Raw genomic sequence first — 15,117 nt, forward strand, 5'->3', positions numbered from 1 at the left:
GAAGAAGGTGGTCGTCATACTCCATTCTTCAAAGGTTACCGTCCACAATTCTATTTCCGTACGACTGACGTAACCGGTACTATCGAGTTACCTGAAGGCGTGGAAATGGTTATGCCCGGCGATAACATCAAAATGACCGTATCCCTAATCCACCCAATCGCGATGGACCAAGGTTTACGTTTTGCTATCCGTGAAGGTGGCCGTACAGTAGGTGCAGGTGTGGTAGCTAAAATTATCAAATAATTGATAAGACAACCAACCTAAAAAGGCGTATCAAAGGATACGCCTTTTTGTTTAGTTAAAATTTATGTGATGACAAGATAGCGAAAATAGGCTAAAAAATACCGCACTTTATCGCCCTAAAGTGCGGTCATTATTTCAACTGTTTTTGGCGAATCTAAAGTCTGCTATTTCTTCCAATTCTTCAGTGCATCGGCAAAGGCATTACCCATGGCATGATTCGCCCGTGGATTGCCACGTTCTTGGCGGGCATTATTGGAACGCGGTTTTGCCGATAAAGTGCGGTCGGATTTACCGTCATTTTTTACCGCACTTTCATCCAAACGCATCGTCAATGCAATACGGCGACGCGCCACATCCACTTCCAACACTTTGACTTTCACCACATCGCTGGTTTTCACCACTTGATGCGGGTCTTCTACAAATTTATCGCTTAGCGAAGAAATATGCACCAATCCGTCTTGGTGTACGCCAATATCCACAAAGGCACCGAAATTAGTTACATTGGTCACCGTGCCTTCCAAAATCATGCCGGCTTTTAAATCCGTGATTTCTTCTACCCCTTCGGCAAAGGTCGCAGTTTTGAATTCACCGCGCGGGTCACGTCCCGGTTTTTCCAATTCTTTGAAAATATCCTGCACCGTCGGCAAACCGAATTGTTCATCAGTGAACTGTTTTGCATCCAGCTGACGCACCAAACCGGCGTTGCCCATTAAATCCTGAATGGATTGCTCCGTTGCCTGCAAGATTTTTTCCACCACCGGATAGGCTTCCGGGTGCACACCGGAGGCATCTAGCGGATTGTCTCCTGCAGCGATGCGCATAAAGCCGGCGCATTGTTCAAAGGCTTTCGGACCTAAACGTGGTACTTTTTTCAGCTGTTCGCGACTGTCAAAACGTCCGTTTTCATCGCGATACGCAACGATATTTTGCGCAATGGTTTTGGTCATCCCCGCCACTCGCGCCAGTAAAGGCACAGAAGCGGTATTCAAATCCACACCCACTGCATTCACGCAGTCTTCCACTACCGCATCTAATTTGCGCGCCAATTGACTCTGGTTCACATCATGCTGATACTGCCCCACACCGATGGCTTTCGGTTCGATTTTCACCAATTCCGCCAACGGATCCTGCAAGCGACGGGCAATAGACACCGCGCCGCGCAAAGACACGTCCAAATTCGGGAATTCCTGCGCCGCCAATTCGGAGGCAGAATACACGGAAGCCCCCGCTTCGCTGACCACCACCGTTTGCGGCTTGTTCTCTTTGATTTCTTTAATCACATCTTTAGCGAAACGCTCCGTCTCACGGGACGCCGTACCGTTGCCAATAGCGATTAATTCCACGTTATGCTGTTTAATTAATTGGAAAATGGACAACATGGCATGTTCCATTTGGCCCGTATGTGGATAAATGGTATCTGTCGCCAACAATTTCCCGGTGTTATCCACCACAGCAACTTTCACACCGGTGCGCAAGCCCGGATCCAAGCCCATGGTGTTTTTCGCGCCCGCCGGTGCCGCCATTAAAAGTGCGGTCAGATTTCGGGCAAAAACGTCAATGGCTTCATCTTCCGCTTTTTCCCGTAACGTTGCCATGAGTTCGGTTTCCAAATGCAGCGCGACCTTGATTTTCCACGTCCAAGCGATGACTTGTTCACGCCATTTATCCGCCGGCTGACCGCTCAAACGCACGCCCAAGTAATCACGGATAATTTCTTCACAATAACTTTGGCGACTGCCCTCTTCCGCGTCAGGATCCGCATTCAAGCTTAATTGTAAAATGCCTTCGTTACGCCCACGGAACATCGCCAATGCGCGATGTGAAGGCACATTTTTGAACAATTCTTGATGCTCGAAATAATCCTGAAATTTCGCGCCTTCCGTTTCTTTGCCTTCCAGCACGTTGGAAACCAGCAGCGCATTTTTACTCAAATAATCCCGCACTTTCGCCAACAAACCGGCATCTTCGGCAAAACGTTCCATTAAAATATAACGGGCGCTATCCAATGCGGCTTTCGTATCGGCAACGCCTTTTTCGGCATTCACAAACTCGGCGGCAGCCGTTTCCGGATCGGTTTTTGGTTCATTCCACAGTAAATCCGCCAACGGCTCAAGCCCTGCTTCAATAGCGATTTGCCCTTTGGTGCGACGTTTGGGTTTGAACGGCAAATAGAGATCTTCCAACTCGGTTTTACTTTGCGTGGCTTGGATTTTGTCGCGCAAGTCGTCCGTTAATTTACCTTGTTCTTCAATGGATTTCAGAATGGTTTGACGGCGTTCTTCCAGCTCGCGCAAATAAATCAAACGGGTTTCAAAATGACGTAATTGGGTGTCATCCAACCCACCGGTGGCTTCCTTACGATAACGGGCGATAAAAGGAATGGTATTGCCATCGTCTAATAATTGAATGGCGGCGAGAATTTGGTTATCGCGTACATTTAATTCCTGCGCGATAAGCCGGCTGATTTGTTGATTTAACATGATATGTACTTCTTAATGATGAAAAAAACGGGCATAGAATACTGTTTTTGGACAAGAGGCTCAAATGTTTGTTCCTTTTTCGGTATAATTTTGCGGCAGTTGAGGACGTTATTATGACAAAGTCAAATTACATCACCCGACAAGGCTGGAATGTGCTGGATCGGGAATTAAAATTTTTATGGAAAGAAGAGCGCCCGCAAGTGACGCAGGCGGTGTCTGACGCGGCGGCATTGGGCGATCGCAGTGAAAATGCGGAGTATATTTACGGCAAACGACGCCTACGGGAAATTGACCGTCGCGTACGTTTTCTCACCAAGCGATTGGAAGTATTACAAATAGTGGACTATTCGCCGAAACAGGAAGGCAAAGTGTTTTTCGGCGCATGGGTAGAACTGGAAAATGAAGATGGCGATATAAAGCAATATCGCATTGTGGGCTGTGACGAATTTGATCCGGCGAAGAACTGGATTTCCATTGATTCGCCCGTGGCACGCGCCTTAATCGGCAAGCAGGAAGACGATGAAATTACGGTGGATACGCCTTCCGGCAAAATTCAATTATATGTAAACCGAATTTGGTACGAAAAAGCCGAATAGTTTTCAAACCGCCTGTTTTAGAGGCAAAAAGTGCGGTCAAAAAAACATGTAAATTTTTGACCGCACTTTTTCTTCGGAAGTCTTGATTACGACGCTTTTTTATCTTCCTGATACTCGGTAAATTCACGCATCATATCGTGCATTTTCGCGCAATTTTTGGCGAATGCGCGGCAATAAGGGCAAATCGCCAAGTGCATATAAACTTGGCTATGTTGCAACAAGGAAAGCGGCGTTTCCCGGCTATCGGAAATTAACTTAGTGACCTGTTTACACTTCATGATTTTTTCCCACTTTTTTCTTTTCATCGAACCAGTTATTAGATAAGCAGGCTTGTAATTGTAAGCGTGCGCGATAAAGCAAAACGTGCAGATTAGAAACGGACAAATCATATTCCGCGCAAATCTGCTCGCTTTTCATTTCCAAATATTCCCGCATCATAAACACACGCGCCTGTTGCGCCGGCAAATGATCCAGACAGGCTTCAAAAATCATCCAAAACTCCCGCTTATATACCTGATTATCCGGTTCCTGCCAGACTTGCGGAGAGAAATGGCTACGATCCCAATGACCATTTCGATCAAAAAAGGCATTCGGCTCATCCGCTTCGTCTTCATCGTCATAAATTTCCGACACATTCACCGTGCGTTTACGATAATGAATCAAATCGATAATTTGATTTTTCAAAATCGCGAAAAACCAAGTTTTCAGCGCAGAAGCCCCTTTAAATGAGGTCGCGTGTTGATACGCTTTCACCAACGTTTCCTGCACCACATCCTCCGCCAAATCTTCATCCCGTAGCTGCAACGTAGCAAATTTCAGCATTTGCCGGCGGATGTCCTCAATTTGTTGAGGGGAAATATGTTGAAAAGAAAATTGCATTGTAGAAGACATTATTGAAATCCATTTATTTGATAAACCTGTATAAGTGGCGGTTCATGATTCATTCACAATATCATCGTGTATGATAGCAAAAAAGGACTTGCTCATCACAAGTCCAAGAAGAGAGATTTATTGTTATCGTTATGCCTAATAGATCACATTTTGTGATCTTTCATTTCTTTGTCCATTTTATGTTCCATGGACTTGCCATCTTTCATCATTTTATCTTTTTTCTTCTCCATCATTTTGCCATCTTGCATGGTGTTATCCATTTTTTTCTCCATCATGGCTTTGTCATCTTTCATGGTATGCGCCATACCTTTAGCATCTTGCATACCTTGTTCCATTTTTTGCTCCATCGGTTTCATATCTTTCATATCGGCTGAAGCTTGCGTTGCCATTGTCATGGCAAATACGCCGGCAAATGTGGCGAATAATGCTGTTTTTTTCATCATAAACTCCTTTTAGATTGTGAGATTTGTTTATAGGAAAGTGCTTTGCTTTGTACCGGAAAACCTTGCGATTTTCACGTATGGGCATTAGACGGCGTTGACTATCATTTTCTTACAAAGAATTTTGAATTTTTTGGCGTTTTTTATTGACGGGAAGACAAGATAGGGGCAGCCAATTGTTTTTAAAGGCATTTTATAAATAGATGATATAAAAAAGTGCGGTGAAAAAATTAAGTGTTTTTCCTACCGCACTTTTAACATTGGACTCTGCTTATTTTATAACATTAGAATGTGATATTCAGATTTGTCCAAAAGCGACGTCCATCTTCCACAGTCCAACTGCCGCCATTTGCATCAACACGCTCACCAATTTCATTACCAATATTCAAAACAGCGAAGTTTAATGAAACATTTGGATTAAATTTATAAGTCGTGCCTAAATCTACTGTTGTATAGCCCGCACGGCTACGGTAAGTATTTCTGGCGTCACCGTTACGCGGATTAGCCCAAATTTGCTTACCTTTATAAGCTACGCGTGTGTAGGCACTCAAACTATCATTTACAATCCAGTTCAATTTAGCGCTGGCAAAATGTTTCGGTGTATTGTCTAGCGGTAAGCCTCTCAAACTCACGCCTGAAGCAGAAATATCTTCATCCGATTTACGTTTTGAATGTTGATATGTATAAGATAAATCAACATTCCAGTGATCATTAAATGGAATATGTGAGCTGACCTCTACTCCTTTAATATTTGCTTTACCTACATTGCTGTATTCATAAAGTTTGGCACCTGTAATTGGATCTGTATTTCCGGTGTAATGGCTGGTAAGTTTATTTTTAAAATCCGTATTAAATACCGTTATGGTCGCATTAGCCCCGCTTTCGTGATTATAAACAAGGCTAAACTCTTCATTGACGCTAGTTTCCGGTTTTAAGTTTGGATTACCATAAATAACACCTGCACCGGCCTCGGTAGAAGTGACATAGCCTTCACTTAATTCACGAATACTTGGTGCACGGAATGCTTTAGCAATCCCACCTTTTACACTGAAAGTATCGTTGATATGGTAAACGGCATAGGCGCGAGGATTCCAGTGTGTACCAAATTTTTGGTGATGATCTAAACGTGTTCCCAGCGTAAGCAGGAATTTATCGGAAAAGTTAATTTCATCTTCCAAAAAGAAAGCATATTGATGAATTTTATTTTCTGTATTTTGATAAACCGGCACTAAACGTGTTTGAGTTCTTCCATTTACCGTTCTGGTGACTCTGTTTACTCCGGAGACAGAATCATCGTCCAATTTTGCATGTTGATATTGCCCACCAAATACAAAGAAATTATTAGCGACAGGCAACATAAACTTCACATCAAATACTGTATTTGTAATTTCCGGTATGCGTGAGTTCATTACGCCATTAGTGGTCACTTCACGTTTTGCTTTTTCTTGATACAAACTTAATTCAGAACTCATAAAATTCCAATCGGCTTGGTGAGTAAAAGACCAATGATTTCTTGTTGCACGGGTGGAGCCCGGTTGATTTTGTGCAACACTCGCACCGCGTGTTGTGGTCAATGCTAAAGATTTTCCCGGCGTCTCATCTTTTTCCAGCAAATGACGCCCGCCTTCAAGAATAAAGGTTTGTTTATCGGTCGGCGTGAAAGAAAGTTTAGCATTTAAATTACGATTTTTATTTCTGTTGGAACCGCCGATAATACTATCCTCAGGACGATAATCGGCTCCGCCGTAAACTTGCAGACCTAATCTATCCTGCACTAATGGACCGGAAACAAAAAAGTTACCATGATGTCCATTGCCAAAAGTGCTTTTATCATGTGCAGTAAATCCTACAGATGCAGAACCTGTCCATTCTTTAGTAACGTTTTTAGTGATTACATTAACAACACCGCCCATAGCATCGGAGCCATAAAGTGAAGACATTGGTCCACGGACAACCTCAATACGTTCTATGGCATTAATCGGTGGAATAAATGCACCTTCAAAACCGCCATTGCCATTTGGTCGGGATTCACGGGTGTTTTGACGACGACCATCAACCATAATTAACGTGTAATCCGCAGGTAAACCACGAATAGAAATATCCGATCTATTTACATTACTGCCACTGACATGAACACCCGGAATATCCTGTAAGGCTTCTTCCAAACGGGTAACGGGATGTTGTTTAAGGGATTCTTGATTCACTACGCTGATACTTGCCGGCGCGTCTTTTAAATCTTGAACGGTACCTGCTGCGGTAACCACAATGGGGGCAAGCGATTCTGTTGTCTCTTCCGCATACCCATAACTTGAAAATAACGCGACACTAAGCAGACTTAGCATAAAAATAGGTTGTTTTTGCATAAAATGCTCCAAAATGAATTAAACACATAAAATACTGCCTGCCAATTTTAACTAAACATTAACAACACTTTCAAATGAGAATGCTTTGTATTTGCTAAAAACTCACTTATTTTTTAGAACATTTTTTCATAGGGGCAAGCCTTAGGTTATTTAATTCGGTTGAATTATTTTTGTGATGCAGTATTATTTGCGCCCTGCATTTTTTTGCAAAATCGCGATTTACTGGGTTCCCTAACCCCAATTTAAACTAAAAAGGTAATTCAAATGACATATTCATTTTCGATCTTTAACGATCAGCAAAAACGTCGGGCATTGGTTTTGCTCAGTTTTTTCCACATTTTTATCATCACCGCCAGCAACTACCTTGTGCAAATTCCGTTTGAAGTGCATGTGCCGCTTACGTTATTCGGCGCACAGGAAGATTTCATGTTTCACAGTACTTGGGGCACGCTGACCTTTCCGTTTATTTTCCTGGCAACGGATTTAACGGTGCGGGTTTTCGGCGCCAAAGAAGCCCGTTGGATTATTTTTGTGGTGATGATTCCCGCGCTGATTATCAGTTATGTGGTTTCCACTCTGTTTTCAGACAGCCAATATCAGGGCTTGCAGGCATTAACGGCATTCAATTTGTTTGTGTTCCGCATTGCGGTGGCAAGCTTCTGTGCTTATGTATTCGGACAGTTATTAGATGTGTTGGTATTCAATCGTTTACGCCAACTAAAAACCTGGTGGATTGCACCGACCAGTTCTATGGTGTTCGGCTCCATGGCGGACACTTATTTATTTTTCGCTATCGCTTTTTACGCCAGCAGCGATCCGTTCATGGCGGAACATTGGATGGAAATCGGTTTTGTGGATTATTTATTCAAGTTATTCATCGGCTTATTGCTTTTCGTACCCGCTTACGGCGTCGTGTTAAATATGATTCTACGCAAAATTGAAAGCCTGACGGCTTCCATGCAAACAGAATTTGACGGAAAAATAGAAGAAGCGAACGGATAAAAAAATGCCCTGACGATTCAGGGCATTTTTATTGATAGAAATTACTCTTTTTGCGCAAGAAGTGCGGTCTCTTTTTCAGGTGTTTTTTCCGCTGCCTGCGGTTTGCGCGCTGCTATCATGGATTGCAGACCTTCCTCGCGTAATTGCGCTGCCGCCGTGGTGTCCCCTACTTGCTCAAAGACATAAGACGCCATGGTAATGTCCGCCGGCTCTAATTTGTCTTTATTGGCAATTAACGCTTTAAACACCTCATTGGCTTTTGCAAAATCATTGTTACGCACATATAAATAACCCAGCGCACGATTGGCACCGCATTGCACCGACGGATTCGCGCCTTTTAACCATTTGCTGATAAATTTAATCAGCTTGCTGTTATCTTCCGGTTGCAAGCGACTGATTTGCTTGAATAACGCCTGATTTAGTGGGCTATTTTCATCATCCAGTTTTTTCACCAATTCCAGCATCAATTCATAAGCGGACTCATGATCATTGGCATCAATTAAACGGCTAATGAGCGCCAGCTTGACATAGGCGTCGTTACGGCGTTTACGCGGTTGTTCGTCCCACCAATCCAATAAACCGTCAACGCCCTCTTCGTTCATTTTTTCATCCAGCAAACCGTCTTCCACTCGATGTTGTAATTCCACAAATTCTTGCGGCGAATACAAACCGGATTTTTCCACTTGTTCCAGAATATTATCTAGCGCTTGGTAAGCTTTGGATTTCAAATAAATATCCACCGCCAGCTTTAGCACTTCCTTATTGCGTCCTTCCATCAACAACAAGCTGTCCACGGAACTGCGCGCTGCCGGCAGTTTATTTTGTTGCAACAAAATGCGGGTGCGGGCGATTTCCAGAACCAGACTGTCAGAGCCGGCGATTTCGGTTGCTTCAATTAAATAACGGTTGGCACTGAATTCATCGCCCCGTTGTTGCGCGGCCTCAGCCGCTTTAATAAAATTCAGCACCGGCTCGTCGGAATGTTTGGCATTTTTGCCGATCAGTTTTTCCGCTTTGGAATAATCGCCTTCATCCATGCGCATTAACCCTTCGAGCGTTTGTTTTTGTGCTTTCGCCCGTTTACGACGGGAGAACCAACTATACGTATTATTGCTCAAACGGAAAAAGCGGCTAATCGCTACTTCAATGCTATACACCACCGCCAACGCAATCACAAAGAAAATCACCAACGTGGTAATGGACATTTCAATAATATTGCTTGCCGTTTCAATGCGCACATAGCCTTGTTTTCCCGACAAATACGGGCCGGCAATTAAGCCCGCTAACAGCAACAACATCAAAAATAGCACTCTGAACATAATCTATTTCTCCTATTGCTGTTCAGCCTGATTGGCTTCTTGGCGGGTTTCACCGACCGGTGCGGAACCTGCATCGGTCGCCGGTGTTTCGGCAGCAGGTTTTTCGGTTGTCGGTTTATCATCGGCATCGGTTAAATCTTTATCCACAGAAAGGGTTATTTTTTGCACTTCCTGCGGTTGTTTATCCAATAACTTGTCCAACGCATTCAAACTGCTTAATCGGGTCGGTACATCCACATAAATGGATTGCTCCGCTAAATCATCGAGGGTTTTCAGGAAATTTTGCGCCGTTTCGGTGTTGGTGTCGAAGTAAGTACGAATCCAAGACGCCACGGTTTCCAGCGATTGTTTATATAAATCGTCCTGTTGACGCGGCACGGCTAAGATCGCAATTTGTAAACGTAAGCGAATATTTTCGCGCAGATAAATGTCCTGATTCGGCGCGAGCAAAGCTTTATTGTCAGCTTTCTTCGGTGTAATGCGAATAAAATGATTTAAAAAACTGACCGCACTTTTCTCGGCGTTTTCCTTCCAATCGTCCAAGGAATCCGTCAATTTATCGTTGCTCGGGTCTTCATCAAAATTCACATCCAGTACCGTAAGCTCATCCACATTATTCGCCAACTGGGACAGACTCTGCATAATGGCGTTTTGATCCACGTTATTTAGGGATAATAATTGTTTTAAATCCGCATTAATGGCACTGCGCACCTGCGCCACTTGCGGCATAGCAACTTTTGACAGGGTTTCGTCGGCGACTTTCAGCAGGGACACGCTGGTATCCACGTCGTTATCCAACACTAATTTACGCAAGGCATTGTTTAACAGGAAATCCGCTTCGGTCAGCAACCAATCGTTCGGCTGATCCGCCTTGGCTTGATTAGATAAACGTTGCACCTGTTGTTGCAACGCCGACAGGCTTTGTTCTTTGGCGGACAGATTCTGATTCAACGCACTGATTTGATCGCTCGCTACTTGAGAGAACTCGGTCAATTTCGCCAGTTGATCTTTTTCCGCACGAAAATCAGGCACATCGGCACGATTTGAAGCACCCTTTTGTTGTAATTGACTTTCAAGTGCGGTCAGTTTTTGCTGTATTTCATCAACCTGTAATTGCCCGAAATAATACCCCGCGCCGCCTAAACCCAGCGCGATTAACAACGCTAGTAAACCTAAGGCGGAACCGGTTTTTTTCACTACAACGGTTTCGTGCACGATGGGTTGTTGTTCCGATGGCGTGACTTTTTGTTCATTTTTTTTGATAGTTTCCATCTTATCCTCTGCATTGGTTTCAACCTGTTCATTAGGCGTGGTATCTTGTGTCGCTAAATCAAGATCTTCGCTGACTTCAATTTTATGTTCAATTTCCGCGTTGTTTTTCGGAGGATTGGATTTCTTGTTAGCCATAATTTATACCTATAAAAAAGAAAGAGTTATTTAACGACATTGTAATAGCGTTTGTAATATGGATTGATTGTCCGCACGCGGAGAAATCACCACATTCTGCCAACCTAACGCTTGCGCCAAATGGGCAATGCGTTCGCTTACTGTAATAAGTTGACAACTTTTTAACCAATTATGTTCATTTTGCGGCACAAAATCCACTAATTGCGTAAGGATTTCAGCACTGGTCGCCACAATGGTTTGAATACCCGCACGCTTGCAAATACTGGTTTGCTCGGCGTTATTATAAACGATCGGTTCCCGTCGGTAGCATTCCACGATTTCTACGTTGGCACCACGTTGCTGCGCCTGCTCGGCGAACAATTCGCGCCCGCCGTTACCGCGCAGAATCAGCACGGTTTTTCCGGATAAATCCTGCATGGCGTTCAATTGCAATAAACCTTCGCTATTTTCCTGCGCGGTCGGGTAATGCACAGGTAATTCCGTCATGGCGGCAAAATACTGCGCCGTACCTTGCCCCACGGCAAAATATTGCAAATCTTCACGCCACACAAAGCCGGTCGCGCTTAAGGTTTTAAAGGCGAAATCCACCGCACTTTTTGACACGGCAAAGACATAATCGTCGCTTTTCAATTGCGCCAGTTTATTCGGTAATTCATTGAGTTCGGCACCGCTTTCAATACGAAATAAAGGCAAATGAATGGCAACCACGCCGGCTTTCGCCAACATATCCACCAGTTGCTGACCGCGCTCATCAGGGCGGGTAACCAAAACTGCCATACGATTTCTTCCTTACGCGTAAATGTCCTGCAAGATGTTATCCGCCCCTTGTGCCAAAAGCTGTTCGGCGATTTGCACGCCTAAAACGTCGGCATTTTCCACCGCACTTTTACCTTCCGCACGAATTATCGTCGAGCCGTCTGTGCTGCCCACTAAAGCGCGCAAATATAACTCACCGTCACGCAACACCGCATAACCGCCGATAGGCACTTGGCAACCGCCTTGTAAGCGATTATTCATGGCACGTTCCGCCAGCACGCAAGAGGTAGTTTCCGCATCCGCCAAAGGTGCCAGTAATCGACGCACGATAACATCATCGCTGCGGCATTCAATGCCTACTGCGCCTTGTCCGGCGGCAGGCAGAGACTGTTCCACGTCAATAAAAGAGGCGATACGCCCCGCCAAGCCTAAACGAATTAAGCCGGCAGAAGCTAAAATAATAGCGTCATAGTCGCCGTTATCTAATTTACTTAAGCGCGTGCCTACGTTGCCGCGCAAAGAACGAATACCCAAATCGGGACGCAAGGCTTTCAACTGGCACTGACGACGTAGGCTGGATGTGCCCACCACCGCGCCTTGCGGTAATTCCGCTAAAGTGCGGTAAGAATTTGACACGAATGCATCACGCGGGTCTTCCCGCTTACAAATCACCGCCAAGCCAAGCCCTACGGGAAATTGCATCGGTACGTCTTTCATGGAATGCACGGCAATGTCCGCTTCTTTATTCAGCAGGGCGTTTTCCAACTCTTTCACGAACAAACCCTTGCCACCGATTTTTGCCAACGGCGAATCTAAAATCACATCGCCTTTCGTTACCATTGGCACCAATTCTACGATTAAATCGGGATATAACTGCTGCAAGCGGTCTTTCACATAATTTGCCTGCCATAATGCCAACGGACTTTGGCGGGTAGCAATTTTTAAGCGTTTTTGCGTCATGAGAATAAAATATTTCTTAATGATATAATAAGCACTTATCCTATCATTGTTAGCCCGAAATGTCAGTTTCCATTTAATTTTTTTGCTTTCGGCGCGCGCCGATGGTAGAGTAAGCGCCAACTCAGTCTTCCCGTTGTCATAGGTTAGGATATTACTTGAAGTTTGATCTCAATAAAGCCCGCAAACGTGTAGATTATTTAGATAAACTACGCATAAAGCGCACCCTAGCCGACACGCCTGAATCCTTTCAACAAGTTTTTCGGCTCATTCCGCTGTTGTTACATTTCAACCATCCCGATTTGCCCGGCTATGTTGCCGACGCGCCGGGCGGAATTACGCATTTTATCGCCAATAAATTTCAGCAAAATTATCTCAAACATAACTATTCGCCAGATAGCATCAAAAACATTTTAAAATCCCACCGCACTTTTCGCGAGCGGGCGATTCACGGCGTGTATGTTATGGGCAGCATCGCCTCCATTGCGCAAACGCCGTCTTCCGATTTGGACATTTGGGTTTGCCATCGGGAAGATTTAAGCCAAACCGCCCGTCAATTATTACAACAAAAAACCGAGCTGATTCAACAATGGGCGAAGCGGTTTCACGTGGAAATTAACTTCTATCTGATGGATCAAAAGCGCTTTCGTTGTTTTCAGGATACGGAACCTGTCGGCATTGAAAACTGCGGTTCGGCGCAATATATGTTGCTACTGGATGAATTTTACCGTTCCGCCATTCGGCTTGCCGGTAAACCGTTGTTATGGTTGCATTTGCCTATTGAAAATGAAGCGGATTACGAAGGGGAAATTGAACGTTTGGCGCAAAATGGCGAACTGGATTTAAACGATTGGGTGGATTTCGGCGGTTTAGGCAGTTTATCCGCAAACGAATATTTCGGCGCAAGCCTGTGGCAGCTGTATAAAGGGATCGATTATCCATATAAATCCTTGCTCAAAATTTTATTGCTGGAAGCCTATTCACACGATTACCCCAACACCTTTTTGATCGCCCGCGAGTTCAAACAGGCGCTATTGAGCAATCAATTAAAACCGGAACATAAATTTGACGCTTATCTTGCCATGTTACAGCGGGTTACCGCTTATTTGACCCAACAAAAGGAATTCAAGCGCCTGGATTTCGTGCGTTGCTGTTTTTATATTAAAGTCCATGAAAATGAAGTGGAACCGGAACAAAGCAACTGGCGTCTGGACGAATTACTCAAACTCACACAGCGATGGGGCTGGAAGTGCGGTCAGCTGGAGCATCTAAATCACCGTGCGCAATGGAAAATCAAACAAACCACCAAAGTACACAACGACTTGATTAAATTCCTGATGTTAAGTTATCGCAACTTGGTGAATTTTGCCCGCAAACATCAGGTTAATGCCAGCATTATTCCGCAAGATATGAGTATTTTAACCCGCAAACTCTATACCGCATTTGAGGAGTTGCCAGGCAAAGTTACCCTGCTCAATCCGCAGCTGGCAGTGGATTTATCGGAAAAATATCTCACCTTCATTGAAGTGAAAAACAACCGCCGCTTTAAAGACGGTTGGTATTTGGTGAATCAAACACCGACGGTGCAAGGCTTCAGCCGACCGCGTTACACGGAATACAACGAAAGCCTGAATAAACTGGTGGCGTGGGCTTATTTTAACCGCTTACTGACCGCCAACACCGAGCTGTTTATTACCAGCGAAAATGTGGATTTAAAAACCCTGCGCCAATATGTCACCGATTTACGGCTGGCTTTCCCGCCGGAAAGCCCGTTCACCGGCAATTCCGAGTTAAGCCACCCTTGTGAAATTCGTAATCTGGCGGTTATCGTCAACTTAACGCAAGATCCGACCCAACATTTAACGGATGTCAAATCCAGCATTCAATCCAGCGATTTATTCAGCTTCGGACCGAATGAAGAAAGCTTAGTGGGCAGTATCGATCTCACCTATCGCAACGTGTGGAATGAAATCCGCACCCTACATTTTGAAGGTGCAAACGCAATTTTATTGGCGTTAAAAGTGCTTTCCAACAAAATTTATCGCGGCGCACCGTTACCGAAGCAGGTGCAGGTGTTCTGTTACAGCCGTTATTATCGCCACGCCTTGCGTCGCATTGTTACCACGCTGATTAATAAATGTATCAGCATTCAAGTGGGAACCGCCGCGCCGCCGAAAAATAACCTGTTACGCGTGGCGGGTAAAAACTGGCAATTTTTCTTTGAAGAGCGCGGTATCAGTTTGCAGGAAATCCATCAGGCGGAAGTTGACAAAACACGCCAATTAGACACCGCACTTAATGCGAAGGTAAAAGCTACCGAACCAAAAATAGCCAAACCGCAAAAATATCCGCACGAAATCGACATGTTCGCCAGTGAAGGTTTTCTGCAATTTTTCTTTGAAGATAACGCAAACGGCAGTTTCAACGTGTATATTTTGGATGAACTGAATCGTATTGAGATTTATCGCAACTGCGACGGCACCAAAGAGAAAAAAATTCACGAGATAAACCGAATTTATCAGTTCTCAGGCTTGGATGAAAATGAGAATCCGTATAAAATTGTGCAACGTGATTTTAACTATCCACAATTTTATCAACTGGTTGCCACCAAGGAAGGTACGACAATCGTTCCGTTCCACAGCCGTCTGGCGTTATCCTAAAGG

At 44.4% G+C, this 15,117-nt stretch carries 13 protein-coding genes; 4 read left to right on the forward strand and 9 right to left on the reverse strand.

From position 1 onward, the window contains the following. Window positions 1-243 (forward strand): EF-Tu C-terminal domain-related protein (locus DK430_RS07855; RefSeq protein WP_479873616.1); only part of this gene is annotated, 243 nt, incomplete at its 5' end. A 164-nt stretch (window positions 244-407) separates the two neighbouring features. On the opposite strand, the gene DK430_RS07860 is transcribed toward DK430_RS07855, so the two are convergent. Beyond that, window positions 408-2,723: a Tex family protein gene (locus tag DK430_RS07860; protein ID WP_109078532.1), complete on the reverse strand. Its 2,316-nt coding sequence runs from the start codon at window positions 2,721-2,723 to the stop codon at window positions 408-410. Window positions 2,724-2,836: 113 nt separating this feature from the next. Here DK430_RS07860 and greB point away from each other — a divergent pair, with 113 nt between their 5' ends. Beyond that, a complete protein-coding gene (gene greB, locus DK430_RS07865; RefSeq protein ID WP_109078533.1) occupies window positions 2,837-3,319 on the forward strand; it encodes a transcription elongation factor GreB in 483 nt (160 codons plus the stop codon). 86 nt (window positions 3,320-3,405) lie between these two features. Here greB and DK430_RS07870 read toward each other — a convergent pair whose 3' ends face one another. From DK430_RS07870 to DK430_RS07885, 4 genes are all read right to left on the reverse strand, one after another. Continuing rightward, complete coding sequence (locus DK430_RS07870; RefSeq protein ID WP_109078534.1) at window positions 3,406-3,597, reverse strand: zf-HC2 domain-containing protein; 192 nt, start codon at window positions 3,595-3,597, stop codon at window positions 3,406-3,408. Continuing rightward, entirely contained in the window at window positions 3,587-4,198 is a 612-nt protein-coding gene (locus DK430_RS07875; protein ID WP_109078647.1) for a sigma-70 family RNA polymerase sigma factor, read from the reverse strand. The genes DK430_RS07870 and DK430_RS07875 overlap by 11 nt, the downstream gene beginning before the upstream one ends. A 155-nt stretch (window positions 4,199-4,353) precedes the next feature. After that, window positions 4,354-4,650 (reverse strand): hypothetical protein, encoded by a 297-nt coding sequence (locus DK430_RS07880; protein ID WP_109078535.1) that lies wholly within the window; start codon window positions 4,648-4,650, stop codon window positions 4,354-4,356. A 284-nt stretch (window positions 4,651-4,934) separates the two neighbouring features. Continuing rightward, window positions 4,935-7,013, reverse strand: coding sequence for a TonB-dependent receptor domain-containing protein (locus DK430_RS07885; protein ID WP_109078536.1), 2,079 nt, complete (start codon window positions 7,011-7,013; stop codon window positions 4,935-4,937). 264 nt (window positions 7,014-7,277) lie between these two features. Between DK430_RS07885 and DK430_RS07890 the strand changes: the two genes are divergently transcribed. After that, a complete protein-coding gene (locus tag DK430_RS07890) occupies window positions 7,278-8,015 on the forward strand; it encodes a 7-cyano-7-deazaguanine/7-aminomethyl-7-deazaguanine transporter (protein ID WP_109078537.1) in 738 nt (245 codons plus the stop codon). A gap of 41 nt (window positions 8,016-8,056) precedes the next feature. Here DK430_RS07890 and DK430_RS07895 read toward each other — a convergent pair whose 3' ends face one another. From DK430_RS07895 to hemC, 4 genes are read right to left on the reverse strand one after another with little or no spacing between them, the layout of a single operon-like run. After that, on the reverse strand, window positions 8,057-9,334 hold the full coding sequence (locus tag DK430_RS07895; RefSeq protein WP_109078538.1) for a heme biosynthesis protein HemY: 1,278 nt from the start codon (window positions 9,332-9,334) through the stop codon (window positions 8,057-8,059). 12 nt (window positions 9,335-9,346) lie between these two features. Continuing rightward, window positions 9,347-10,741, reverse strand: coding sequence for a uroporphyrinogen-III C-methyltransferase (locus DK430_RS07900; protein WP_109078539.1), 1,395 nt, complete (start codon window positions 10,739-10,741; stop codon window positions 9,347-9,349). 30 nt (window positions 10,742-10,771) lie between these two features. Then, window positions 10,772-11,518: a uroporphyrinogen-III synthase gene (locus tag DK430_RS07905; RefSeq protein ID WP_109078540.1), complete on the reverse strand. Its 747-nt coding sequence runs from the start codon at window positions 11,516-11,518 to the stop codon at window positions 10,772-10,774. 12 nt (window positions 11,519-11,530) lie between these two features. Continuing rightward, window positions 11,531-12,457, reverse strand: a complete 927-nt coding sequence (gene hemC, locus DK430_RS07910) for a hydroxymethylbilane synthase (RefSeq protein ID WP_109078541.1) — start codon at window positions 12,455-12,457, stop codon at window positions 11,531-11,533. Window positions 12,458-12,612: 155 nt separating this feature from the next. Here hemC and DK430_RS07915 point away from each other — a divergent pair, with 155 nt between their 5' ends. After that, window positions 12,613-15,114, forward strand: coding sequence for a class I adenylate cyclase (locus DK430_RS07915; protein WP_109078542.1), 2,502 nt, complete (start codon window positions 12,613-12,615; stop codon window positions 15,112-15,114). The last annotated feature ends 3 nt before the right edge of the window (window positions 15,115-15,117 follow it).

Source organism: Aggregatibacter kilianii (assembly GCF_003129965.1).
Lineage (GTDB): Bacteria > Pseudomonadota > Gammaproteobacteria > Enterobacterales > Pasteurellaceae > Aggregatibacter > Aggregatibacter kilianii_A.

Excerpts from the sequence above, each read along its gene's own strand:
- DK430_RS07860 (WP_109078532.1), bottom strand. The coding sequence starts at position 2,723 with ATGTTAAATCAACAAATCAGCCGGCTTATCGCGCAGGAATTAAATGTA.
- greB (WP_109078533.1), top strand. The coding sequence starts at position 2,837 with ATGACAAAGTCAAATTACATCACCCGACAAGGCTGGAATGTGCTGGAT.
- DK430_RS07870 (WP_109078534.1), bottom strand. The coding sequence starts at position 3,597 with ATGAAGTGTAAACAGGTCACTAAGTTAATTTCCGATAGCCGGGAAACG.
- DK430_RS07875 (WP_109078647.1), bottom strand. The coding sequence starts at position 4,198 with ATGCAATTTTCTTTTCAACATATTTCCCCTCAACAAATTGAGGACATC.
- DK430_RS07880 (WP_109078535.1), bottom strand. The coding sequence starts at position 4,650 with ATGAAAAAAACAGCATTATTCGCCACATTTGCCGGCGTATTTGCCATG.
- DK430_RS07885 (WP_109078536.1), bottom strand. The coding sequence starts at position 7,013 with ATGCAAAAACAACCTATTTTTATGCTAAGTCTGCTTAGTGTCGCGTTA.
- DK430_RS07890 (WP_109078537.1), top strand. The coding sequence starts at position 7,278 with ATGACATATTCATTTTCGATCTTTAACGATCAGCAAAAACGTCGGGCA.
- DK430_RS07895 (WP_109078538.1), bottom strand. The coding sequence starts at position 9,334 with ATGTTCAGAGTGCTATTTTTGATGTTGTTGCTGTTAGCGGGCTTAATT.
- DK430_RS07900 (WP_109078539.1), bottom strand. The coding sequence starts at position 10,741 with ATGGCTAACAAGAAATCCAATCCTCCGAAAAACAACGCGGAAATTGAA.
- DK430_RS07905 (WP_109078540.1), bottom strand. The coding sequence starts at position 11,518 with ATGGCAGTTTTGGTTACCCGCCCTGATGAGCGCGGTCAGCAACTGGTG.
- hemC (WP_109078541.1), bottom strand. The coding sequence starts at position 12,457 with ATGACGCAAAAACGCTTAAAAATTGCTACCCGCCAAAGTCCGTTGGCA.